This is a genomic window from Lentzea waywayandensis, assembly GCF_900115955.1.
Taxonomy (GTDB): domain Bacteria; phylum Actinomycetota; class Actinomycetes; order Mycobacteriales; family Pseudonocardiaceae; genus Lentzea; species Lentzea waywayandensis.
Window position 1 is genome coordinate 1138408 of sequence record NZ_FOYL01000002.1, and the last position, 22685, is coordinate 1161092.

At 69.6% G+C, this 22685-nt stretch carries 21 protein-coding genes; 18 read left to right on the forward strand and 3 right to left on the reverse strand.

Features of this window, described 5'->3' with window-relative positions; genetic code table 11:
- Positions 1-23 precede the first annotated feature (23 nt).
- Entirely contained in the window at positions 24-407 is a 384-nt protein-coding gene (locus BM417_RS09830) for a VOC family protein (protein WP_093590272.1), read from the forward strand.
- Here the strand turns inward: BM417_RS09830 and BM417_RS09835 are convergent.
- Entirely contained in the window at positions 393-725 is a 333-nt protein-coding gene (locus tag BM417_RS09835; RefSeq protein ID WP_093590275.1) for a YciI family protein, read from the reverse strand. The two genes, BM417_RS09830 and BM417_RS09835, sit on opposite strands and share 15 nt — an antisense overlap.
- 171 nt (positions 726-896) lie before the next feature.
- Between BM417_RS09835 and BM417_RS09840 the strand changes: the two genes are divergently transcribed.
- From BM417_RS09840 to BM417_RS09855, 4 genes are all read left to right on the forward strand, one after another.
- Entirely contained in the window at positions 897-1970 is a 1074-nt protein-coding gene (locus tag BM417_RS09840; RefSeq protein ID WP_093590278.1) for a hypothetical protein, read from the forward strand.
- A gap of 2 nt (positions 1971-1972) precedes the next feature.
- A complete protein-coding gene (locus BM417_RS09845; RefSeq protein ID WP_093590281.1) occupies positions 1973-3115 on the forward strand; it encodes a toxic anion resistance protein in 1143 nt (380 codons plus the stop codon).
- An 88-nt stretch (positions 3116-3203) separates the two neighbouring features.
- A complete protein-coding gene (locus BM417_RS09850) occupies positions 3204-4805 on the forward strand; it encodes a vWA domain-containing protein (RefSeq protein WP_093590284.1) in 1602 nt (533 codons plus the stop codon).
- Entirely contained in the window at positions 4792-5358 is a 567-nt protein-coding gene (locus BM417_RS09855) for a hypothetical protein (RefSeq protein ID WP_322788949.1), read from the forward strand. The genes BM417_RS09850 and BM417_RS09855 overlap by 14 nt, the downstream gene beginning before the upstream one ends.
- A gap of 117 nt (positions 5359-5475) precedes the next feature.
- Here the strand turns inward: BM417_RS09855 and BM417_RS09860 are convergent, their stop codons facing one another.
- Positions 5476-6312 (reverse strand): IclR family transcriptional regulator, encoded by an 837-nt coding sequence (locus BM417_RS09860; protein WP_093590287.1) that lies wholly within the window; start codon positions 6310-6312, stop codon positions 5476-5478.
- Positions 6313-6422: 110 nt separating this feature from the next.
- Between BM417_RS09860 and BM417_RS09865 the strand changes: the two genes are divergently transcribed.
- The 11 genes from BM417_RS09865 (at position 6423) to BM417_RS09915 (ending at position 18553) form a co-directional block, all read left to right on the forward strand.
- Complete coding sequence (locus BM417_RS09865; protein ID WP_177320353.1) at positions 6423-7076, forward strand: ABC transporter permease; 654 nt, start codon at positions 6423-6425, stop codon at positions 7074-7076.
- Complete coding sequence (locus BM417_RS09870; protein WP_093590290.1) at positions 7069-8040, forward strand: ABC transporter ATP-binding protein; 972 nt, start codon at positions 7069-7071, stop codon at positions 8038-8040. Before BM417_RS09865 ends, BM417_RS09870 begins: the two co-directional genes overlap by 8 nt.
- Positions 8037-8855 carry an ABC transporter permease gene (locus BM417_RS09875; protein WP_093590293.1) on the forward strand — a complete coding sequence of 273 codons (819 nt, stop codon included), beginning with the start codon at positions 8037-8039 and terminating at the stop codon, positions 8853-8855. Before BM417_RS09870 ends, BM417_RS09875 begins: the two co-directional genes overlap by 4 nt.
- Positions 8856-8883: 28 nt before the next feature.
- Entirely contained in the window at positions 8884-9804 is a 921-nt protein-coding gene (locus BM417_RS09880; protein ID WP_093590296.1) for a glycine betaine ABC transporter substrate-binding protein, read from the forward strand.
- Positions 9804-10304: a formaldehyde-activating enzyme gene (gene fae / locus BM417_RS09885; RefSeq protein ID WP_093590299.1), complete on the forward strand. Its 501-nt coding sequence runs from the start codon at positions 9804-9806 to the stop codon at positions 10302-10304. The genes BM417_RS09880 and fae overlap by 1 nt, the downstream gene beginning before the upstream one ends.
- A complete protein-coding gene (locus BM417_RS09890) occupies positions 10301-11194 on the forward strand; it encodes an NAD(P)-dependent oxidoreductase (protein WP_245821814.1) in 894 nt (297 codons plus the stop codon). Before fae ends, BM417_RS09890 begins: the two co-directional genes overlap by 4 nt.
- An 11-nt stretch (positions 11195-11205) precedes the next feature.
- Complete coding sequence (locus tag BM417_RS09895; protein ID WP_093590302.1) at positions 11206-12618, forward strand: NAD-dependent succinate-semialdehyde dehydrogenase; 1413 nt, start codon at positions 11206-11208, stop codon at positions 12616-12618.
- Complete coding sequence (locus tag BM417_RS09900; protein ID WP_093590305.1) at positions 12618-13385, forward strand: SDR family oxidoreductase; 768 nt, start codon at positions 12618-12620, stop codon at positions 13383-13385. The genes BM417_RS09895 and BM417_RS09900 overlap by 1 nt, the downstream gene beginning before the upstream one ends.
- An 18-nt stretch (positions 13386-13403) precedes the next feature.
- Positions 13404-14879 carry an FAD-binding oxidoreductase gene (locus BM417_RS09905; RefSeq protein ID WP_093590308.1) on the forward strand — a complete coding sequence of 492 codons (1476 nt, stop codon included), beginning with the start codon at positions 13404-13406 and terminating at the stop codon, positions 14877-14879.
- Positions 14876-16258 (forward strand): FGGY-family carbohydrate kinase, encoded by a 1383-nt coding sequence (locus BM417_RS09910; RefSeq protein ID WP_093590311.1) that lies wholly within the window; start codon positions 14876-14878, stop codon positions 16256-16258. Before BM417_RS09905 ends, BM417_RS09910 begins: the two co-directional genes overlap by 4 nt.
- Before the next feature lie 87 nt (positions 16259-16345).
- On the forward strand, positions 16346-18553 hold the full coding sequence (locus BM417_RS09915; protein WP_093590314.1) for a hypothetical protein: 2208 nt from the start codon (positions 16346-16348) through the stop codon (positions 18551-18553).
- 193 nt (positions 18554-18746) lie between these two features.
- On the opposite strand, the gene BM417_RS09920 is transcribed toward BM417_RS09915, so the two are convergent.
- Positions 18747-19448: an AfsR/SARP family transcriptional regulator gene (locus tag BM417_RS09920; RefSeq protein ID WP_177320354.1), complete on the reverse strand. Its 702-nt coding sequence runs from the start codon at positions 19446-19448 to the stop codon at positions 18747-18749.
- Positions 19449-19590: 142 nt separating this feature from the next.
- Here BM417_RS09920 and BM417_RS09925 point away from each other — a divergent pair, with 142 nt between their 5' ends.
- Both BM417_RS09925 and BM417_RS09930 read left to right on the forward strand, forming a co-directional pair.
- Positions 19591-21918 carry a glycoside hydrolase family 3 protein gene (locus BM417_RS09925; protein ID WP_093590320.1) on the forward strand — a complete coding sequence of 776 codons (2328 nt, stop codon included), beginning with the start codon at positions 19591-19593 and terminating at the stop codon, positions 21916-21918.
- 9 nt (positions 21919-21927) lie between these two features.
- On the forward strand, positions 21928-22551 hold the full coding sequence (locus tag BM417_RS09930; protein ID WP_093590323.1) for a TetR/AcrR family transcriptional regulator: 624 nt from the start codon (positions 21928-21930) through the stop codon (positions 22549-22551).
- Positions 22552-22685: the final 134 nt, after the last annotated feature.

Below are 22685 nucleotides of genomic sequence, written 5' to 3' on the forward strand. Positions count from 1 at the left end.
GCTGATCCGGCAGGCTGAGCGCCATGTCGACACCTCCGGTGATCTCGGTGATGCTGATCGTTCCGGACGCCGACGCGGCCGTTGCCTGGTACAAGGCCGCGTTGGGCGCCACGGAGCTGTGGAACCTCGGCGGCGTCGCCGGTCTGGAGATCGGCGGCGCGCCGTTCTTCGTCCACGCGGTCAACCCGGACAACCCCGCGGAGTCCAGTCCCGGCGGAGTCACCAGCGTGCGGATCGAGCTGTTCACCGACGACCCCGACGGCGTCGTCGCCCAGGCCGTGGCCGCGGGAGCAGCTGGTTCCGCGGTCGTGAGTCATGAAGCGCCTTGGGGCACCCACCGGCAGGGCGGCTTCACGGATCCGTTCGGCCACAAGTGGTCCGTGGGCGACCGATCACCCCTGGGCTGATTGCAGCGGCCACACCTCGACGACTCCGTGCGCGACCGCGCACGGAGTCCCGGCCACCATGCGCACAGCCTCTTCCACGGACTCCGCCTCGATGATCGCGAAACCCGCGATCGGCAGGTCGGACTTGAGGAACGGACCGTCCTCCACGGTCGTGCCGGCGTTGCCGTGGTTGCGGACCTGGACCGGTGCTCCGGCGATCCCCATCTCGACCCCCGCCGCCCTCAGTCGTTCGTCGTGGGCGTGCGCCTCATCGCGAACGGCCGGCGCCGTTCGGTCATAGTCCGCACGCTCTCCGTAGCCGATCGTCACGAACTTCATCGTGGAACCTCCTCGATTCGGACTCTTCAGCCATACCGACTCCTGAGCCTCCCGAAACTCGTCGGTCCGTTCACCGACTGTTCACCTCACGATTGCGACGACCCACCCCGGCCGGGCGTCCAAGTCACGAAAGATCTGTTCCCTGACAGGGCTTTTCGGCAGAGGTGGACAGTGAAGAGAACGCTCGGCATCGGTCTTGCGGTCGTGCTGCTCGTGGGTGTCGTGACAGCCATCGTCCTGGGACAGGGCGGCGGCGAACCGGCCCAGCTCCAGACCGTGCGCGGGGTGATCGGCTCGGAGAAGCTCGCCTTCTTCGCCGACCAGCGGGTCAAGGACGTGTTCGCGAAGCACGGGCTCAAGGTCGAGGTGGATCCGGCCGGGTCGCGCCAGATCGCGACCGCCACGGACCTGAACTCGTACGACTTCGCGTTTCCCTCGAGCGCCCCGGCGGCGGAGAAGATCCAGCGCGATCGCAAGGCCGCGCGGACGTACGCGCCGTTCTCGTCGCCGATGGTGGTCGCCACGTTCGACCCGATCGTCGACCTGCTGACGAAGGCGGGCGTGGTGAAGTCCGGGCCGGGCTACCCGACGTTCGACGTGCAGGCCTACCTGGAGCTCGCGGCGAAGGGCACGCGCTGGGACCAGTTGCCGGGCAACACCTCCTATCCCGCGCGCAAGAACCTGCTGGTCACCACGACCGATCCGCGTGACTCGAACTCGGCGGCGATGTACCTGGCGATCACGTCGTTCGTCGCCAACGGCGGGGTGGTGTCGTCGCAGGACGCCGAGGCCAGGGTGGTGCCGGCGGTGTCGAAGCTGTTCCTGGACCAGGGATACACGCAGAGCAGCACCGAGGGACCGTTCGAGGACTACCTGTCCGCGGGGATGGGCAAGACGCCGCTGGTGCTGGCGTACGAGGCGCAGTTCGTGGACAGGGTGGTGCGGGGCGACTCCTCGATCCGGCCGGACATGAAGCTGCTCTACCCGGCGCCGACGGTGCTGTCCAAGCACACGCTCGTGCCGTTGCGCGAGTCCGGTGACCGCGTCGGGCAGCTGCTGCAGAGCGACGCCGAACTGGGCAGGCTCGCCGCGACGTTCGGGTTCCGCACCGCCGATCCCAAGCACTTCAACGACATCGTCAAGGAGAAGAGCCTGACCGTGCCGCAGACGATCGTGGACGTGGTCGAACCGCCCGCGCACGAGACGCTGGAGCGGATGCTCGAAGCGATCGCGAAGCAGTATTGACCATGACCGATTTCGTTCTGACACCACCGGATCCCGTCGAGCCCGTGCCGGTCGACCGCGCGGCCGGGCTCATCCCCGTCGCCGACGACGCCAAGGTCGAGCTGTCGTCGCGCGCCGAGGCCTTCATCTCGGCGTTGGGTGCCGTCGACCCGCAGTCACCGGACTTCAGCCGCATCGCCGACGAGGCACTGGTGCTCGGTGAGGCGGAGATGCGGCTGGCGGCGCAGATCGCGGGCCGGCTGCTCGACCGCACGCTCGCGTCCGTCTCGTCACCGCACGGCGCCCAGGTCTCGACCAGCCTGACCGAGCTGCGGCGGTCCGTTCGCGAGCTCGACCCGCAGGACCTGAGCAAGCTGACCGGCCGGAAGATCCTCGGGTTCATCCCCGGCGGCAACTCGGCCCGCGGTCTGCTGGCACGGCTGCGCGCGGCCGACGAGCCGCTCAACCGCATCGTGCTGAAGCTGCGGTCCGGCCAGGACGCGCTGAAGCGCGACAACGCCGCGATCAAGGGCGAGCGGCAGCGGTTGTGGGACCTGATGACCAAGCTGTCGCAGGACGCCGCGCTGGCCGCCGAGATGGACGAGGCCGTCGAACGGCAGGTCGCGATCCTGGACCTGGCCGAGCCCGGCCGCGCCCAGGCGTTGCGTGCCGACGTGCTTTTCGGGCTGCGGCAACGGCATCAGGACCTGCTCACCCAGCTCGCCGTGTGCGCGCAGGGGTACATGGCGCTGGACGTGGTGCGCCGCAACAACGACGAGCTGGTCAAGGGCATCGAACGGGCGGTCAGCACGACCGTCACGGCGTTGCGGATCGGCGTGGCGGTGGCGGCGGCACTGGCCGGGCAGCGCGAGGTGATCGACCAGGTCGACGCCGTGCGCGGCCTCACCGACTCGATCCTGCGCTCGAACGCGACGCTGATGTCGTTGCAGGGCGAGGAGATCCAGCGCATCGCCTCGACCCCGGCCGTGGGCATCGACGCGGTGCGGACCTCGTTCGACCAGATCTACGCGGCGATCGACGCGATCGACACGTTCAAGGCCCGCGCCGCCGACTCCATGTCCAGCACGGTCTCCGCGCTGGACACCGAGATCCGGCGCGCCCACGACCACCTGAGCCGCGTGCGGGAAGCCGAGGGGCCGACGTGACCCGCCGCGGGCCACGGGCACGCCCCCACCAGCACCTCCTCCACCGCGGGCCGCACGCCCGCACCCGACTCCGCGCCAAGGAGCCAGCATGATCCGCCGTCTCATCCCCGCGGTCGCCGTCGTGGCGGTGCTGGCGGGATGTTCCGACGCAGCCGACCCGGCCAAACCCGTCGGCGACGCCACCCCCGGCACCCTCCGCGTCCTCGCGGGCAGCGAGCTCGCCGACCTCCAGCCGATCCTCGACGAGGCCGCCAAGGCCACCGGGATCTCCGTGAAGTTCAGCTTCACCGGCACCATCGAGGGCGCCGAGAAGGTCGCCGGCGGCACCGCCGAGCAGGGCTTCGACGCCGTCTGGTTCTCCTCCAACCGCTACCTGGAACTCGTGCCGGAGGCCCAGAAACGGCTCGGCACGCCGACCAAGGTGATGTCCTCCCCCGTCGTACTCGGCCTGCCCGCCGCGAAGGTCAAGGAACTGGGCTGGGAGGGCAAACGCGTCGGCTGGTCGGAGATCGCCGCGGCGGCCGGGGCGCAGAAGTTCACCTACGGCATGACCGATCCGTCCGCGTCCAACTCCGGGTTCTCCGCGCTGGTCGGGGTCGCGGCGGCGTTGTCGGGGTCGGGCTCGGCGCTGGACGCGGCGAAGATCGACGCCGTGGCGCCACAGCTCAAGCAGTTCTTCTCGGCCCAGACGCTGTCGGCGGGCTCGTCCGGCTGGCTGTCGGAGGCCTACCAGCGCAGGGCCAGGGGCGAGGATCCGGGCGCCAAAGTGGACGGTCTGATCAACTACGAGTCGGTGCTGCTGTCGTCGCCCGAACCGTTGACGCTGGTCTACCCGAGCGACGGCGTGGTGACGGCGGACTACCCGCTCACGCTGCTCACGTCGGCGTCCTCGGAAGCCCGTGAGGCGCACCAGAAGCTGTCCGATCACCTGCGCGGCGCGGACGTCCAACGCAAGATCATGGAGACCACGCATCGCCGCCCCGCCGTGCCGCAGGTGCAGCCGGACGGGCAGTTCACGGTGAAGGACCTCGTGGAACTCCCGTTCCCCGGCAGCCAGTCCGCTGTAGACGGTCTGATCACCACGTACTTCGACCAGCTGCGCCGCCCGTCCCGCACGCTGTACGTGCTCGACACGTCCGGGTCGATGCAGGGCGACCGCATCGACGGCCTGCGCCAGGCATTGGTCGGGCTGACCGGCGCCGACGAGTCGCTCGCGGGCAAGTTCAGCCGGTTCCACGGCCGCGAGCAGGTGACGTTGCTGCCGTTCAGCAGCAGCGCGCGGCCGGCGTTGAAGTACGAGGTGCCGCAGGACGACCCGCGGCCGATCCTCGACCAGATCCGCAACACCGCCACGTCGCTCGACGCGTCCGGCGGGACGGCGATCTACAGCAGCCTGCGCGGCGGCTACGACGTGCTGCGCCAGCAGATCGACGCCGACCCCGACCGGTTCACGTCGATCGTGCTGATGACCGACGGCGAGAACACCGGCAGCGAGGACGTCACCGACTTCCAGCTGTTCCACCAAGGTCTGCCGCAGAACCTGAAGGGCATCCCGATCTTCCCGGTGCTGTTCGGCGAGAGCGCCACGGCCGAGATGGAACAGGTGGCGAAGATGAGCGGCGGCAAGGTGTTCGACGCCCGCAACCGCTCGCTGTCGTCCGCCTTCAAGGAGATCCGTGGCTATCAGTAGATATCTCGCCTCCTGGAAGAACCTCGCGGGCTGCGCCGGCGGGCTGATCGGCCTCGGCCTGCACTTCGCCGGACTGGCAGGCTCCTACTGGGTTCTGGTCGTGATCGGCCTCTACGGCGTGGGGGCCCTGGCCGCGCCGCCCGAACGCGTCACGCTGGTGACCGACCCGGTGGAGGAAGCCGGCGCGCTGCGGGCCGAACTGGACGCGCTGGTCGAGCGGGTGCGGGGATTCCGGGTGCCGGACGAGGTCGCGCCGAGGTTCGCGGAGATCGCCGAGGTCCTGCGCGGGATGCTGGACCGCCCGCGTGAGCTGCGCGCCGACCCGGACGCCCTGCACGCCGTCACCCGGCTCGTCGGGACCGACCTGCCGCTGTCCGTGCAGAGCTACCTGAACCTGCCGTGGTGGTACGCCGCCGCGCGTGGCTCGGGAGCGGAACTGGTGCGGCAGCTGGACCTGCTGCACGCCGACGCCGTCCGGACCGCGGAACGGTTCCACGCGGCCGACGCGCAACGGCAGGCCGACCACACCCGCTACCTGGAAGATCGCGGGTAGCCTCGGGCCCATTTCCCGCGACCAGCGGCGCGCGCTGCTGTCCTTTGAGGACACCGAAGGCGAAGGCCACCTCTCCACGCCGCTCACCGGAGACCTGTCGTACGCGATGTTCCCGCATCAGCCCGTGTGACCCAGCGCGCCCGACAGATCCCGGGCCGCACCGGCGACGATCCGGCCCAGCTTGTCGAGCTGCGCACCGATCCGTTCCTTGGGCGCCGACACGTTCAGCGCCGCGACCACCCGTGACGTGAAGTCGTACACCGGCGCCGAAGCCGCGACCACGCCCCGTTCCAGTTCCTCGTCCGACGTCGCGTAGCCCCGCTCCCGCACCCGGCGAAGCTCGGCGACCAGCGCGTCCAGGTCGGTGATCGAGTTGGGCCGCGGTGACGGCTGCTCCAGCACCGCGAACGTCGAATCGGCCCGCTCCCCCGCCTCCAGCACGCCTTCGTCGTGGCCGTGCTCGGCGTACCAGACACCGAGCGACCCGGCGTCCCAGTCGCTGAGCAACGCCCGCCCGGACGGCGTCCGCCACGCCGCCGTCGTCACGCCCTCCCAACCGGTGGTGTGGAAGCGGTTCGGGCTCAGTTCGCTCAGCAACGTCAGCACGTTCCCGCCGCGCAGCACGCACAGGTGAGCGGTCTCGCGGGTCACCTGTGCCAGGTGCTTCAGGTGCCCGCGCGCGTTCCAGGCCAACGCGCCCTCGGCGGTCCGGGCGGCCAGCGCGTACAGCCGCGACCCCAGCCGGTACGCCTGGGAGTCCGGGTCGCGGTCGACGAGCCCGGCCTCGCCCAGCGTCGCGAGCGTGCGCGACACGACGGTCTTGTCCCTGCCGACGAGGGTGGCGATCCGGACGACGCCGAGCCCGCCTGCCTGCACGGCTTCTGGTCGGCCGAGCACCTCCAGCACCTCGATGTCGCGTGCCAGGCCTGCGGAGTTGCGTCGAGATCCCTGCATGGCGGGGCACTCTACGAGGGGCGTTGCCATATTGCCAACACCTGTTGTGCATAAGACCACGCCAAATCTACCGTTCCCGGCCATCGGCACCGACGCCGAAAGGAGGCCCCGTGTCCGGTTCTCTCGACGTGTTCCTGGCCCGCCGCTGGGAAGACCTCGTCACGCTGACGCTGCAACACCTCGCCGTGGTGGCCCTGAGTCTCGCCATCGCCACCGTTCTCGGCGTTCTGATCGGACTTCTGGTGTGGGACAAGAACGTCCCGCGCACCGCGGCGCTCACCGCCGCCGGCATCGCGATCACCATTCCGTCGCTGGCCCTGCTCGCGCTGCTGAGCCCCGTGCTCGGGCTCGGGTGGGCGCCCACGGTGGTGTCGCTGGTCTTCTACTCGTTGCTGCCGATCGTGCGGAACACCGTGGTCGGCCTGCGTGAGGTGCCCGCACACCTCATCGAGTCGGCCAGGGGCATGGGCATGACCCCCGCGAAGACCCTCATCAGCATCCAGCTTCCGCTCGCCTGGCCGGTCATCGTCACCGGCATCCGGGTCGCGGCGCAGCTCACCGTCGGCATCGCGGCGATCGCGGCCTACGTCGCCGGTCCCGGTCTCGGCCTCTACATCTTCAAGGGCCTGTCCTCGCTCGGCTCGGTCAACGCGCTGAACTTCACGCTCACCGGCACGATCTGCGTCGTGCTGCTGGCCCTGCTCCTCGACGGCGCCTTCGTCCTCATCGCCCGCTACAGCACTTCTAGGGGTCTCCGTGTCTGAGCCTGGAGTCGGCATCGAACTGAGCCACGTCACCAAGCTGTACGCGGGCCAGCAGCAGGCCGCCGTCGAGGACTTCTCGCTGTCGGTCCACCCCGGCGAGCTGGTCATGTTCGTCGGCCCGTCCGGCTGCGGCAAGACCACGACGATGAAGATGATCAACCGGATCATCGAGCCGTCCTCGGGGTCGATCACGATCGACGGCCAGGACGTGCTGTCGTTGGACCCCAACGAACTGCGCCGCCACATCGGGTACGTGATCCAGCAGATCGGCCTGTTCCCGCACATGACGATCGCGGAGAACATCGCCACCGTGCCGAAGCTCCTCGGCTGGTCCAAGGAGCGCACGAACGACCGCGTCGACGAGCTGTTGCGGACCGTCCAGCTCGATCCCGCGGTGTTCGCCCACCGCTACCCCAAGCAGCTCTCGGGCGGGCAGCAGCAACGCGTCGGTGTCGCACGGGCGTTGGCCGCCGACCCGCCGGTGATGCTGATGGACGAACCGTTCGGCGCCACCGACCCGATCACCCGGCAGAAGCTCCAGGCCGAGTTCCTCAAGCTGCAGGCCGACATCGGCAAGACGATCATCTTCGTCACGCACGACTTCGACGAGGCCATCCGGCTCGGCGACCGGATCGCGGTACTGAGCGAACGCAGCCAGATCGAGCAGTTCGACACGCCCGCGAACATCCTCGCCAACCCCGCCAACGACTACGTGTCGAGCTTCATCGGCCACGGCGCGGGCCTCATGCGGCTCGCCCTGATCCCGATCGGCGACGTCGAGCTCGACGCACCGGACTCGACCGCGCCGGCGGTCGACGCGGACGCCTCGCTGCGGGACGCGCTGGACCTGCTGATGGTCACGGGAGCGGAGCGGGTGAACGTGTCCGGAGGCGGCGGGTCGTTGACCCACGCGAGGATCTCGGCCGCGCTGAGCAAGGCCAGGCAGCCGGTGGAGGCGTCATGAGCACCCGGCCCTCGGCCTCGCGCAAACCCGCCGCCGCACCCCAACCCGCCGCCGCACCTCAACCCACGGCCGCACCCCAACCCACCACCGCACCCCGGCTCTCCCTGCGCCGGTTCGCGACCCCGCTGGCCGTGGCCGGAGCCCTGGCCGTCCTGTTCCTCTGGCTCAACACCCTGACGCTCGACTCGATCGAGCAGCGCACGCTCAACACGAGCTACCTCCTCGACCGCACGCAGGAACACCTGATCCTCACCGTCGTCTCGTCCGCCCTGGTCGCACTGCTCGCCATCCCGGCGGGAATCGCCGCCTACCGAGTCCGGTCGAAGGCCGTGCGGGCGTTCGTGATCGCCCTGGGCAACATCGGCCAGGCCACGCCCGCGGTCGGTGTGGTGATCCTGCTGGCGATCGTGTGGCAGACGGGCTTCTACACCGCCCTGATCTCGCTGGTCGCCTACTGCTTCCTGCCCGTGCTGCGCAACACCCTGACCGGCCTCGAACAGGTCGACCACGCCACCCGCGAGGCCGCCAGGGGCATGGGCATGACCCCGCGCCAGGTCCTCTGGCGCATCGAGCTTCCGCTGGCCTCACCGGTGATCCTGGCCGGGCTGCGGACCGCTCTCGTGTTCTCCGTCGGTGTCGCGACCATCGCGACGTTCATCAACGCAGGCGGCCTCGGCGACATGATCGTCAACGGCCTGAAGCTCCAGCGCTACCCCGTGATCGTCGTCGGCGCCGTGCTCGTCGCCGCGATCGCCGTCCTCATCGACTGGGCCGCCGGTCTCGTCGAGGACCTCGTCCGCCCCCGCGGTCTTTGAAACACACCTCCGCCGTAAGGAACATTCCATGTACAAGCGCGCCCTCGTCGGCGTGCTGGCCCTCGGGCTGGCCGCCTGTTCGAGCTCCCCGTCCGCCGACACCGCCGCGAAGACCAGTGATCTCGCGGGCCTGTCCGGCCAGATCGGCTCGAAGGACTTCGCCGAGCAGTACGTCCTCGCCCACCTCACCACCAAGCTGCTCAACGCACACGGCGCGACGCTGGAGGCCAACACGAAGCTGGTCGGTTCGGCGAACGTGCGGCAGGCGTTGGAGAACAAGCAGTTCGTGGGCTACTGGGAGTACACCGGCACGTCCTGGATCACCTACAACAAGCAGACGCAGCCGATCAAGACCGAGCAGGAGCAGTTCGACGCGGTGAAGAAGGCCGACGAGGCCAAGAGCATCGCGTGGGTCGCGCCCGCGCCGTTCAACAACACCTACACCTTCGCGATCCGCAACGAGAAGGCGAAGGAACTCAACGTCACGAAGATGAGCGACATCGCCAAACTCCCCGCGAACGAGCGGACGTTCTGCATCGAGAGCGAGTTCTCCACGCGCGACGACGGCTGGCCCGGCGTCTCGAAGACCTACAGCTTCGACGCGCCCAAGGACAACGTGAAGCTGCTCGACACCGGCGTCATCTACACCGCGACCAAGGACGGCAAGGACTGCAACTTCGGCGAGGTGTTCGCCACCGACGGCCGCATCGCCGCGCTCGGGCTGACCGTGCTCCAGGACGACAAGGCGTTCTTCCCGATCTACCAGGGCGGTTTCACGCTGCAGGCCGACGTGCTCAAGAGCCACCCGAAGATCGCGGACGTGCTCAAGCCGATGGCGGACAAGCTGACCACCGAGGAGATGCAGAAGCTCAACGCCAAGGTCGACGTCGACGGTGACGAGCCGGACGAGGTCGCGCAGGAGTGGCTGACCGCGCAGGGGCTGATCTGATGCAGATCGGAGAGAGCTTCGTCGGCGAAGGCGTCAACGCCGCCCACATCAACACGGTTCTGGGCCATCGCGAAGGACCGGCGGGCACCGCGTGGGCAACGGCTCTGGCCACACCGTCAGCGGGTCACGTCCCGTTCGTCGCGGTCCTGCGGCCTTCGTTGCCGGTCAAGCCGATGACGTTGTTCGTCACCAAGGCCGCGCCCGCGAACGACGACCACGGGCTGCTGATCTGGGGTCCCGCGCAGGCCGGCGTCGCCGCCGGTGTCGCCGACGCGATCGCCGAGGGCAGCGTCTCGGAACCGGACACCTCGACGCACGTGCTGATCGCGGCGGTATGGGTCAATCCCGGCGCCGACGACGCGGACACCGTGTACCGCAACAACCGTGAGGCCACGCGGACCGCGCTGGCCAACGGAGCGCAGGACCTGCCGCTTCTCAAGGACGTGCTGGCGGCCTCCCCGAGCAACCCCTTCTACACGCCCCCAGAGGAGAGAGCGTGAGTCTCACCGTCGGTTTCATCGGCCTGGGCAGCATGGGGTCCGGCATGACCCGCAACCTGCAGAAGGCCGGGTTCTCCCTGGTGGTCAACGACATCCGCCGCGAGTCGGCGGACGAGCTGATCGACGGTGGCGCCAAGTGGGCGGACACGCCCGCCGAGGTCGCCGCCGACAGCGACCTCGTGATCACCATGCTGCCCACGCCCAAGCACGTGCACGAGGTCATGAACGGCCAGGCCGGTGTGCTCGCCGGAATGGTGCCCAGCGGCACGTGGATCGACATGTCCACTTCGGTGCCCGAGGTGGCCGACGAGATCCGCAAGAAGAACCCCGGCCTGCACGTGCTGGACGCGCCGGTCAGCGGCATGTCCGTGGGCGCCGCGAACGGCACGTTGCAGATCTTCGTCGGCGGCGATCCCGATGACGTGAACCGCCTCCGGCCTGTGTTTGACGCCATGGGAGACCGGGAACGCATCCTGCACGTCGGCGCACACGGTGCGGGCTACACCGTGAAGCTGATGCTGAACCAACTGTGGTTCTCGCACCTGGTCGCGACGGCCGAGGTGCTGGCGATCGGCGTGAAGGCGGGTGTCGAGCTGGGTGTGCTGCGCAACGCGCTCGTCAACAGCCCTGCCCAGAGCAACTTCGTGGAACACGACGTGCTGTCCGTGCTGGACCACGGTGACTACGACGAGGGCTTCGCGATCGCGCTGGCGTGCAAGGACCTCGGCCTGTCGACCGATCTCGCGGCGTCCGTCGGAGTGCCCGCCGAGCTGTCCGCGCTCGTCGAGCAGATCTTCCGCCGTGCCCGCGCCAGCTACGGCGACCGGGCCGGCGAGATGACCCCGATGAAGCTCTACGAGGACCTCGTCGGGGTCGACCTGAGGCTGTGAGGGGACACGCCATGCTCACCAAGTTGTACATCGACGGCAAGTGGCTCGATTCGAGCGACGGCCGCACGTTCGAGGTGCTGGATCCGTCCACAGAGGAGGTTCTGGCGCAGGTCGCCGAAGCCACGCCTCAAGATGGCGTGAAAGCACTCGATGCCGCCGTCGCCGCTCAGGCCGCGTGGGGCAGGACCGCTCCACGGGTGCGGGCCGAGATCCTGCGCAAGGCCTTCGAGCTGGTGACCGCGCGGACCGAGGAGTTCGCGCGGCTCATCACCTCGGAGATGGGCAAGCCGCTGGCCGAGTCACGGGCCGAGGTCGCGTACGGCGCGGAGTTCCTGCGGTGGTTCTCGGAGGAGGCGCCGCGGATCTCCGGCCGGTTCACGACCGCGCCGGACGGCCGCAACCGCCTGGTCACGGTGAAACGACCGGTCGGGCCGTGCCTGTTCGTGACACCGTGGAACTTCCCGCTCGCCATGGCCACCCGCAAGATCGCCCCGGCGATCGCGGCGGGCTGCACCATGGTGCTCAAGCCCGCCGAGCTCACCCCGTTGACGGCGTTGCTGTTCGCCGAGGTGCTGGCCGAGGCCGGACTTCCGGCGGGCGTGCTCAACGTGATCACCACGACCGATCCGGGCGCGGTCACCGGCCCGCTGCTCACCGATCCGCGGCTGCGCAAGCTGTCGTTCACCGGGTCGACGGCCGTCGGCAAGAAGCTGATCGCGCAGTCCGCCGACCAGGTGCTGCGGGTCTCGATGGAACTGGGCGGCAACGCACCGTTCCTCGTCTTCGCCGACGCCGACATCGACGCGGCGGCTGACGGAGCGGTGCTGGCCAAGCTGCGCAACGGCGGCGAGGCCTGCGTGGCGGCGAACCGGTTCCTGGTGCATTCCTCGGTCGCCGGGGAGTTCACGGCGAAGCTGGCCGAACGCATGAAGGACTACCCGCTCGGACCGCTGGTCGACGCCAAGACCCGCGCGAAGGTGACCGAACTGGTCGACGACGCCCTGGACCACGGGGCTCAGCTCGCACTCGGCGGAGTCGCGTTGGAGGGCAAGGGTTTCTTCTACGAGGCGACCGTGCTCACCGACGTGCCCGCCGACGCCCGCCTGCTGAAGGAGGAGATCTTCGGGCCGGTCGCGCCGATCGTCACGTTCGAGACCGAGGAAGAAGCGGTCCGGCTGGCCAACGCCACCGAGTACGGCCTGGTGTGCTTCGCCTACACCCGTGACCTCGATCGAGGTCTGCGGCTCGCCGAGTCCCTGGAGACCGGGATGCTCGGCCTCAACACGGGAATCGTGTCGAACCCCGCCGCGCCGTTCGGCGGGGTCAAGCACTCGGGCATCGGCCGCGAAGGCGGCGCCGAGGGCATCGAGGAGTACCTCGAAACCACTTATGTCGCTGTGTCCGACCCGTTTGGGAGCATCTGATGGACTTCGGGTTGGACCTGTTCTCCCTCAAGGGGAAGAACGCGATCGTCACCGGCGGCAACACGGGGCTGGGCCAGGCGTTCGCGCTCGGCCTGGCCGCCGCCGGGGCCGACGTGTTCGTGCCGAGCCTGGTGTCCGACGACGGCGAGACGCAGAAACTCGTGGAAGCGCAAGGACAGCGGTTCGCCGAGATGACCGCCGACATCACGGCACCGGGCGCGTGCGCGTCCGTTGTGGACGCGTGCTTCGAGCAGTTCGGATCCGTCGACATCGTCGTCAACTCGGCCGGCATCAGCCTGCTCGACGACGTGGAGAACTTCGACCGCGCCAAGTGGGACCCGATGATCGCGATCAACCTGACCGCGGCCTTCGAACTGGCCCACGAGGCGACCAGGTACATGATCCCGCAGCGGTCCGGGAAGATCATCAACATCGCGTCGCTGTTCTCGTTCCTGGGCGGCCGCCAGTCCCCCGCCTACGCCGCGACCAAGCACGGCATCGCCGGGTTCACCAAGGCCTACTGCGACGAGCTGGCACAGCACAACATCCAGGTCAACGCGCTGGCGCCGGGTTACTTCGCCACGAAGATCACCGAGGCCACCCGGTCCGATCCCGAGACCAACCAGCGCGTGATCGACCACATCCCGGCCGGTCGCTGGGGCGATCCGAGCGACCTCATGGGCGCGCTGGTGTTCCTCGCCTGCCGCGCCTCCGACTACGTCAACGGCCACACGCTGGTGGTCGACGGCGGATACCTCGTTCGCTGACTCTCTGAAGGCAGAGCCATGTTTCCTGCACCGCCGCCCTCCGTCCCCTCCGCCTCCGACCTGAGCCGCGAGCAGATCGTCGCCGGGCTCACCGACCTGCTCGGCTCCGAAAAGGTCGACACCGACGAGCACGAACTGCGGGACGCGAGCGTCGACAGGTTCCGCAAGTACACCTCCGTGCACGGCATCTTCACCGGCCCGATCCCGGCCGCGATCGTGAAGCCTTCGACCACCGACGAGGTCTCGAAGGTGCTGGCGTTCGCCAACGACCACCGGATCAACGTCGTCCCGCGCACCGGCCGCACCGCGACCGAGGGCGGGCTGGAGACGTTGGTGGAGAACACCGTCGTGCTCGACGGTTCCACAATGGACGCCATCGTCCGGATCGACCCGGTGAACATGATGGTCACCGCGCAGTGCGGCGTTCCGTTGCAGCAGCTGGAGGACGCGCTGCGCGAACGGGGACTGACGACCGGCCACTCGCCGCAGTCCAAGCCGCTCGCGCAGATGGGCGGCCTGGTCGCGACCCGGTCGATCGGCCAGTTCTCCACGCTGTACGGCGGGATCGAGGACATGGTCGTGGGCCTGGAGGCGGTGTTCCCGGACGGCACGGTCACCCGGATCAAGAACGTCCCGCGCCGCGCGGCCGGCCCGGACATCCGGCACGTCGTGATCGGCAACGAGGGCGCGCTGTGCGTGATCACCGAGGTCACCGTGAAGCTGTTCCGCTACCAGCCGGAGCACAACCACTACTTCGGCTTCCTCACCGACGACTTCGGTGACGCGGTCGAGAGGCTGCGGACGTTGATCACCGATGGCTACCGGCCGAGCGTGTGCCGTGTCTACTCGCCCGAGGACGCGAACCAGCACTTCAGCCACTTCTCGAACGACAAGAACGTCGTCGTGCTCGTCGCGGAGGGCCCCGAGGGCATCGCGCGCGCCACCGCCGAGGCGATCGAGAAGACGTTCGCGGGCACCGAGGCCGTCGACCCGAAGCTGATCGTCGAGTGGTTCGACAACCTCAACTGGGGCCAGGACAAGATCGACGCCGAGAAGCGCGCGATGCTGGAGACGCGGCACCTCGGCTACACCACCGAGGTCTCGGTCGACTGGTCCAACGTCACGCCGCTGTACGACGCGATCATGAACCGGGTGCGGACCGAGTTCCCGCGCTTCGCCGACCTCACGATGCTCGGCGCGCACTCGTCGCACAGCTACCAGACCGGCACGAACCTCTACTTCGTCTACGACTACGACATCACCTGCGAGCCGGAGCAGGAGATCACCGAGTACCACATCCCACTCAACGCGATCATCGTCGAGGAGTCGCTGCGGCTGGGCGGTTCGATGGTGCACCACCACGGTATCGGCAAGTACCGCACGCCGTGGACGCGCGCGGAGCACGGGAGCGCCTACCACCTCCTGGAGGTGCTCAAGCGCGGCTTCGACCCGAACGGGATCATGAACGCCGGCACGATCTTCCCGGTGTCATGAGCTACCTGATCGCGATCGACAACGGCTCGCAGAGCACGAAGGTGTCGATCGTCGACGAGTTCGGGCGGGTGCACGCCTCGGCCCAGCGCCCACTGCGGCCGTACGAGCACCCGCGGCCGGGCCAGGTCGTGCACCCGGACGACGACGTGTGGGACTCGATCGCCGAGGCCTGCACCGAGGCCATGCAACGGTTCACCGGCGCGTCGGGCGAGATCGCGGGCGTCGGGCTGTGCACGATCCGCTTCTGCCGGGCGTTGCTCCAAGCTGACGGGACGCTGGCGGAGCCGTTGCTGAGCTGGATGGACGACAGACTCGGCCGGCCGCAGTGGGACGACAAGGCGATCCGGTACGTCACGACCTCCTCGGGACACGTGACGCTCCGGCTCACCGGCGAGCGGCGCGACACGGCCGGCAACTACGAAGGCATGTGGCCGATCGACCACGAGACCTGGCTCTGGCCGGATTCATCACCGTCCTATGCGGACACCGGCATGCGCCGCGAGCAGCTGTTCGACCTCGTCGACCCCGGCGCGCTGCTCGGGAACGTCACGGTGGAGGCCTCCGAAGCGACCGGTCTCCCGGCCGGGCTGCCGGTGTACGCGACCTCGAACGACAAGGCGGTCGAGGCGCTGGGCAGCGGGCTCGGCGACGAGCTGCTGGTGTCGCTGGGCACCTACATCGCCGCGATGACCACCGGAGACCGGCACACCGTCGACCCGGAAGGCCGCTTCTGGTCGAACTTCGGCTCCGTACCGGGGAAGTACCTGTACGAGAGCAACGGAATCCGGCGCGGCATGTGGACGGTCAGCTGGTACCGCCAGCTGGTCGACTCCGACCTGGGCGAGCTGGAGGCAGGTGCGGCGAACGTCGAACCGGGCTGCGGCGGGCTGATGACCGTTCTGGACTGGCTCGCACCCGGCGACCACCCATACCGGCGCGGCGCACTCCTCGGGTTCGACGGCACCCAAGGCCGCTACCACGTGTACCGGTCGATCCTGGAGGGCATCGCTCTGACCATGAACCGGCACAGCACGTCGATGGCCGAGGCGTTGGGTCGCGAGTTCCCCGAGCTGATCGTGTCCGGCGGCGGGTCGCGGTCCGACCTGGTGATGCAGATCTTCGCCGACGTGTTCGGACGGCCGGTGCGGCGCACGAGGATGAGCGACGCCGCCGGTCTGGGCGCCGCGATCTGCGCGGCGGTCGGCAGCGGCGTGCACCCCGACTGGGACAGCGCCGTCAAGGCGATGGTCACGACGGCCGACGTCTTCACGCCCTCCCCCGCAGCCTCGGCATATCAGCAGATCGCGCGGGACCATGCCCGCATCACGGACTACACCGATCCGCTGTTCGCATCAACGCACCAGAACCTTCATCCTTAAATGCGTGTTGACCGCGTACGTGCCGGTCGCCGTCCTCCGCTAGGTTTCCCCAGTCCTGGCTGAAGAAGTGCATTCGAGGGTGAAGCGGTGCTGGTGCCGGAGTCGGCGTTCGAACGGGCGAAACTGGGGTCTGGGCAGCTCGTCGCGGTCACCCGGCCGCCGGGCGCCGAACGGACGCAGTACCTGGTCCAGGCCGTGGAGCAGGCACAGGCGCAGGGGCTGGCCGTCGTCTGGACGACCTGCCGCGCGGACGCTCCGGCGTACTGGCCGTGGCACGCGATCCTCGCCGGCCTCGGTGGCGACGCGGCGGCGCTGGACGCCGAACCCGACGTCTGCGCGCAGAAGGTCGTCGACGTCCTCAAGCGCACGCCCGCGTTGATCCTGATCGACGACGTCGACGTGGCGGGCGAAGAAGCGTTCCAGCTGACCCGGCTGGTGGCCGGGAACGTGCATCACCTACCGGTCGTCATCGTTGTCACCTCCACCGGCAGCACCGCGCTGGACGACGCGGTCCGGCTCGTGGAACGAGCGCACGCCGCGCTGGCCAGGGGCAGGATCACCGAGGCACGGGACCTGCTCGACCAGGCCGCGCGCGACGGTGACCCGGAGGCGGCACTCGGGCTGCCGGGCATGTGGGTCAACAAGTTCCGCGGCCGGGCCGACCGCGCGCTGGCGATCGCCCGGCTGCGCGAGGCCGTCGCCGCACAGCCTCCCGAACCGCTGCACACCCGGCTGGTCACGAGGCTCGCGGCCGAGCAGGCCTACGACCGGCGCGAGACCGAGTGCGTGCTGGAAGCGTTGGAGCAGGCCAGGAACACCGGTGACCAGCTGACCTTGGCCGAGGCCTTGTCGTTGGCACATCACGCGTTGTGGTCTCCGGAGCACACGGCCCACCGGCTGGCGCTGGCCGACGAGCTGATCGCCGTGGCCTCGGCGGCGGGGCTGGACCTGTTGGCGCTCAGCGGCCTGTGCCGCCGCACGATGGACCTGTTCTGCCTGGGCGATCCGCACGCGGAACGGTCGCAGGTCGAGCTGGCCCGGCGGGCGTCCGGCTATCCGGGGCTGCTGTTCTTCCACGCCGCGATGGACGTCATGCGGACGATCCGCGCCGGCCGGTTCGCCGAGGCCGAGCAGAAGTCCCTGGCCTGTCTGAGGCTCGGGCTCGAGGCGGGCGACGTGGACGCGGAGACGTTCCACAGCACGCATCTGTTCGCGATCCGCTGGTTGCAGGGCCGCGGCGGCGAACTCGTCGACCTGGCCGAGCAGGTCACGCACTCCCCTACGCTGCCGGACCTGGAGTTCAGCTTCGAGGCCGCGCTCGCGTTGCTGGCACTCGAGGCGGGACAACGGGATCGCGCGCGGTCGGCGTTGCATCGGCTGACCATCAACGGACTCACGGCGGTTCCGTTGTCCAGCACCTGGATCACCTGCATGTTCTGCGTGGTGCACGTGGCCGCAGCGCTGGGCGAGGCGGACATCGCCCGCGAGGCCTACCGGCTGCTCGAACCGTTCGCGCCACTGCCCGTCGTGCCGGCGACGGCGATCGTCTGCTTCGGCTCGACCGAACTGCTGCTGGGCATCGCCGCCACGACGTTCGGCGAGCCCTCGCTCGCCACCGAACACCTGGAACGCGCCGTCACCACGAACATCCGGCTCGGCAACCTGCCGATGACCGCCTACGCCCGCGCCACGCTGGCCCAGACGGTCGGTGGCGAGCGGGGCAGGGCGTTGTTCGACGTCGCCATCAGCGACGCGAACGCGATCGGCATGACCGCGCGCGCCGCGATGTGGGCGAAGACCCGCGACGGGCTGTCCGGCCGGATCGTGATCCGCCGGGAGAACGCGTGGTGGATCGTCTCCCACCAGGGCAAGGAAACCCGCGTCGAGGACCTCGTGGGCATGCGCTACCTCGCGCGGCTCGTCGCTGATCCGGGCGTCGAGATCGCCGCGCTGGAACTCGTGGGAGGACAGGACAGCGGCAACCAGCCGGTGCTCGACCCGGTGGCTCGCGCCGCCTATCTCACGCGCATCCGCGACCTTCGCGCGCAGCTCGACGACAACCCCACGCCGCGCGCCGAGGCCGAGTTGGAGGCGTTGCTCAGCCATCTCGAACGCGAGACCGGCATGGGTGGCCGCGGCCGGAACTTCGCGGGCCCGGCCGAACGCGCCAGAACCGCCGTGCGCAAGGCGATCCGCCGCGCCATCGACACCATCGCGGCGACCGACCAGTCGACGGCGGACGCGTTGCGCGAGGCCGTGACCACGGGTTACCACTGTTCGTACCAGCCCAGCTGATCTTGACCACCGCGCGGCAGCCGGTTGGCCACCGCGGTTGCGCAGCATTGGTACCAGTTCGGGCCGGGTCGTGGCTCGCACCCCCCAGGGCGAGCCACGACCCACCTCCGGCGAGTGCCTCCGAGGGGGAAGCACTGACCGGTCGCTGAAGTGCCGTGGCCCGCACCCCCGACACGGGCCACGGCGCTTCAGCTCACCCGGCGAGGACCGCGGCCTCCCTGCGCCGCAACGCCGAACCGGGTTCCATGCCGAACTCCTCCACCAGCAGCGCCCGCACCCGCCGATAGGTCCGCAGCGCGTCACCGGCGCGGCCCGCCCGGTGCTGGGCCTCCATCAGCAGCTCCCACAGCGACTCCCGCAGCGGGTAGAGCGTGACCAGCCGTTGGAGCTGCGTGATCGCCTCGGCGTACCGGCCGTCCAGGCACAGCGCCGCCGCCTGGTTCTCCTCCGCGAACGCCACCGCCTCCCGCAGCCGCACGATCTCGGCGCCCGCCCAGCCCTCGACCGGGCAGTCCGCCAGCGGATCGCCGCGATGCAACGCCAGCGCCTCCGCATATCTGCCACAGCGCAGGTGTTCGTCGAACTCCTCGACGTCGACCACGACCTGCGTGACGTCGAGCAGGTAGCCGGGTTCGCGCGTCAGCACCACGCCGTCCGCGCCGGCCAGCTCCAGCGCTCTTCGGACCTTCGCGATGTGCCCCTGCAGCGTCTTGGTCCCCGTGGGTGGCACGTCCTCGCCCCACAGGCCGTCGACCAGCGCCGATCTCGACACCAACCGGCCGGTCCGCAACGCCAGCAACGCGAACACGGCCCGCCGCCGCGCCCCGGTGAAGTGCACCGGCCCGTTCGGTCCGCGCACCTCGAGCGGCCCGAGCAGCCGCACCTCGATCTTCATCACCATTCCCCTCCCCTTGGACATAGGTAGAGGCGTGCCACGGGTGTGCCGCGTGGCGTCACATCACCGCGAGGTAACCGAGCGATAACAGGAAGATGTACCGACCGACCACTCAGTCGGTCCTTCTGGTGTGCTCGGACGCATGGACATCGAGAAGGTGCTTGCGAGCCTGGACCTGCCTCGCAAGGTCCGGCTGCTGACCGGTTCCGCGCTGTTCGCGCTGCACCCGGAGCCGGAGATCGGCCTGGCATCGCTGAAGGTGTCCGACGGCCCGACCGGTGTCCGCGGCGCCGAACTGCGGGGCGGCACGATCGCGTGCGTGCTGCCGAACGCCACGTTGCTCGCCCAGCACTGGGACCCGGCGCTGGCCCGCGAGGTCGGCGAGGTGCTCGCGGACGAGGCGGCGGCACAACAGGTCCACGTCGTGCTCGGCCCGACGATCAACCTGCACCGGACGGCTCTCGGCGGCCGGCTGTTCGAGGCCTACAGCGAAGATCCGCTGCTCACCGGCGTGATCGCCGCCGCGTACGTGCACGGGTTGCAGGACAAGGGCATCGGGGCGACGCCGAAGCACTACGTCGCGAACGAGTCCGAGACCGAGCGGCGCACGGCGAGCATGGTGCTGGACGAGAAGACGTTGCGCGAGATCTACCTGCTGCCGTTCGAGATCGTGGTCGAGGACTCCGCGCCGTGGGCGATCATGGCGGCCTACAACAACATCAACGGCATCCCCGCGACCGAGCACACCGAACTGGTCGAGGGCGTGCTGAAGGGCGAGTGGGGGTTCGACGGCCTGCTCATGTCCGACTGGTTCGCCACGAAGTCCACGGCGGCGAGCGCGAACGGCGGCCTCGACCTGGTCATGCCCGGTCCGGGCGGTCCGTGGGAGGACAAGCTGGTCGCGGCCGTGAAAGCCGGCGAGGTCGCCGAGTCGGTCATCGACGACCACCTGGGCCGGTTGCTGCTCCTGGCGTCGCGGACCGGGGCGCTGGGTGAGCAGCGCGCCTGGCCGCAGGACCTGCCCGCGCCGGACAGCGAGGTTCGCCGCGAGCAGCTGCGGAGGTTCGCGGCGGGTGGCATGACCGTGCTGAAGAACTCCGGCGTGCTGCCGTTGCGGGATTCCAGCGTGGCGCTGATCGGACGGCACGCGATCGACACCGTCGCGCAGGGCGGCGGTTCGGCCGGGGTGCGGCCACCGCACGTCATCAGCATCGCGGACGGCCTGACCTCGCGGCTCGGCTCGGCGGTGTCCGTTGTGGACGGTGTGGAGGTCCGGCTGCGGTACGCCGCTCCCGGTCCCGGGGTGCTCAAGGACATCCGCGCCACGACGTACGACGCGGACGGCGAGGTGCTGGCGTCACGCGAGATGGAGATCGCCGAACTCGCGGCGTACGGCGGATGGGCGCAGGGCGCGTCGTCGATCGAGGTGTCCGGCGAGGTCGTGCTGGACGAGCCGACGCGGATGCTGATCGGCGTGCGCGGGTTCGGCGACTGGACGCTCGACGTCGCCGGGGGTCAGTACGCCACGCTTCTGGCCTGGGCCAACGGCATCGTCGAGGAGGCGCTGCTGAAGCCGCCGCACTGGACGGCCGAGGTCGTGCTGTCTCCCGGCGACCGGATCACGGCCCGCGTCCGCGAGGCCAGCGCGCTGGTCGGCCTGATCACCCAGCCGGTCCCCCGCGCTCCCGCCGACGCGATCGGTGCCGCGGTGCGGGCCGCGCGCGAGGCCGACGTGGCGGTCGTGGTCGTCGGCCTCACCGAGGAGCAGGAGACCGAGGGCTTCGACAAGGCCACGCTCGCGTTGCCCGGCGAGCAGGACGCGCTGGTCGCGGCGGTGGCGGCGGCCGCACAGCGCACGGTCGTCGTGGTGAACGCCGCCACGCCGGTGCTCATGCCGTGGCTCGCACAGGTCGACGCCGTGCTGTGGGCAGGGTTGCCCGGACAGGAGGCCGGGGACGCCGTGGCAGCCGCGTTGCTCGGCCACATCGAACCGGCAGGGCGCCTGGTGACGACGTTCCCTCGCACCGACTTCGACGCGTTGCCGCTGATTCCGTCCAACGGCGAACTGGTGTACTCCGAAGGCACCGCCATCGGCTACCGGGGCGCGACCGATCCGCTGTTCTGGTTCGGCCACGGCCTCGGCTACACGACCTGGGAGTACGGCGCCGCCTCTCAGTCCACTGTGGATGGTGTGATCGGCTCGGTGTCGGTGGAGCTCACCAACACCGGCGAACGCCCCGGACGCGAGGTCGTGCAGGTCTACCTGCGGCCGGCCGGCGAACCCGTCCGGCTCATCGGCTGGGCGGTCGCGGACGTCGCCGCGGGCGAGACCGTGCAGGTCGACGTGTCGTGCTCCCGGCGTGTGCAACGGGTCTGGGCGGACGGCTGGCAGCCGATCGGCGGCGGCGAGGTGCTGATCGCCCGCGGGCTCGGCGACGTCCGCGTTACCCTGCCCGCTGATCAGGAGTGAGGTGACGCCGTGTCGGTCCCGCCCCGGTACCGGGCCAAGTCGCGGGTGGACGTCTCCGGTGAGGAGTCCCGGGCCAAAGCGGTGGCCGTCGCGACCGAACTGTTCGCGCTGACCGGTTTCAAGGGAACCTCGGTGGCGGCCGTGGCCGCCAGGACGGGGCTCTCGCAGTCCGGTCTGCTGCACCACTTCCCGAGCAAGGCGGCGTTGCTGACGGCCGTGCTGGAGGAACGCGACAGGCAGGACGGCGACTTCCTGGCCGGGAGCGCGGGTCCTCCGCTGGGCTGGGCGGCGTTCGACGCGCTGGCCGCACTGGTGGCGCGCAACTCGACGCGGCCGCACCTGGTCGGCCTGTTCGTGCGACTGGCCGCCGAGGCGACCGAACCCGCCCACCCCGCGCACACGTGGGTGCGGGAGCACTACAGCGGATTGCAGCGATGGCTGGGCGATGCCGTGCGTTCAGGCCAGGAACGCGGCGAGATCGCGGCGGACGCCCCGGTCGGTTCGATCGTGCGCACGACGATCGCGGTGATCGACGGATTGCAGCAGCAGTGGCTGCTCCAACCGGACGAAGTGTCGATGACGGCCGAATTCGAGGCTTTCGCGGGAACTCTGCGCGCCCGCTGGGCTCGCTGAGAGCCCGATCGCAAGGTGGTGGCCCGGTGCAGTCTGGGGGACCCGTCCGGGCCACCGGTCTTGCGAAAGGTGGCCGACGTGCGCGGTGACTTTCACACGTCGGCCGGGTTCTGGGGGAACCAGATCCGGCAACT

Bases quoted from the DNA above. Each gene is read 5' to 3' on its own strand.
- BM417_RS09830 (WP_093590272.1), top strand. From the start codon at position 24: ATGTCGACACCTCCGGTGATCTCGGTGATGCTGATCGTTCCGGACGCC.
- BM417_RS09835 (WP_093590275.1), bottom strand. From the start codon at position 725: ATGAAGTTCGTGACGATCGGCTACGGAGAGCGTGCGGACTATGACCGA.
- BM417_RS09845 (WP_093590281.1), top strand. From the start codon at position 1,973: ATGACCGATTTCGTTCTGACACCACCGGATCCCGTCGAGCCCGTGCCG.
- BM417_RS09850 (WP_093590284.1), top strand. From the start codon at position 3,204: ATGATCCGCCGTCTCATCCCCGCGGTCGCCGTCGTGGCGGTGCTGGCG.
- BM417_RS09860 (WP_093590287.1), bottom strand. From the start codon at position 6,312: ATGCAGGGATCTCGACGCAACTCCGCAGGCCTGGCACGCGACATCGAG.
- BM417_RS09875 (WP_093590293.1), top strand. From the start codon at position 8,037: ATGAGCACCCGGCCCTCGGCCTCGCGCAAACCCGCCGCCGCACCCCAA.
- BM417_RS09880 (WP_093590296.1), top strand. From the start codon at position 8,884: ATGTACAAGCGCGCCCTCGTCGGCGTGCTGGCCCTCGGGCTGGCCGCC.
- fae (WP_093590299.1), top strand. From the start codon at position 9,804: ATGCAGATCGGAGAGAGCTTCGTCGGCGAAGGCGTCAACGCCGCCCAC.
- BM417_RS09895 (WP_093590302.1), top strand. From the start codon at position 11,206: ATGCTCACCAAGTTGTACATCGACGGCAAGTGGCTCGATTCGAGCGAC.
- BM417_RS09900 (WP_093590305.1), top strand. From the start codon at position 12,618: ATGGACTTCGGGTTGGACCTGTTCTCCCTCAAGGGGAAGAACGCGATC.
- BM417_RS09905 (WP_093590308.1), top strand. From the start codon at position 13,404: ATGTTTCCTGCACCGCCGCCCTCCGTCCCCTCCGCCTCCGACCTGAGC.
- BM417_RS09910 (WP_093590311.1), top strand. From the start codon at position 14,876: ATGAGCTACCTGATCGCGATCGACAACGGCTCGCAGAGCACGAAGGTG.
- BM417_RS09920 (WP_177320354.1), bottom strand. From the start codon at position 19,448: ATGAAGATCGAGGTGCGGCTGCTCGGGCCGCTCGAGGTGCGCGGACCG.
- BM417_RS09925 (WP_093590320.1), top strand. From the start codon at position 19,591: ATGGACATCGAGAAGGTGCTTGCGAGCCTGGACCTGCCTCGCAAGGTC.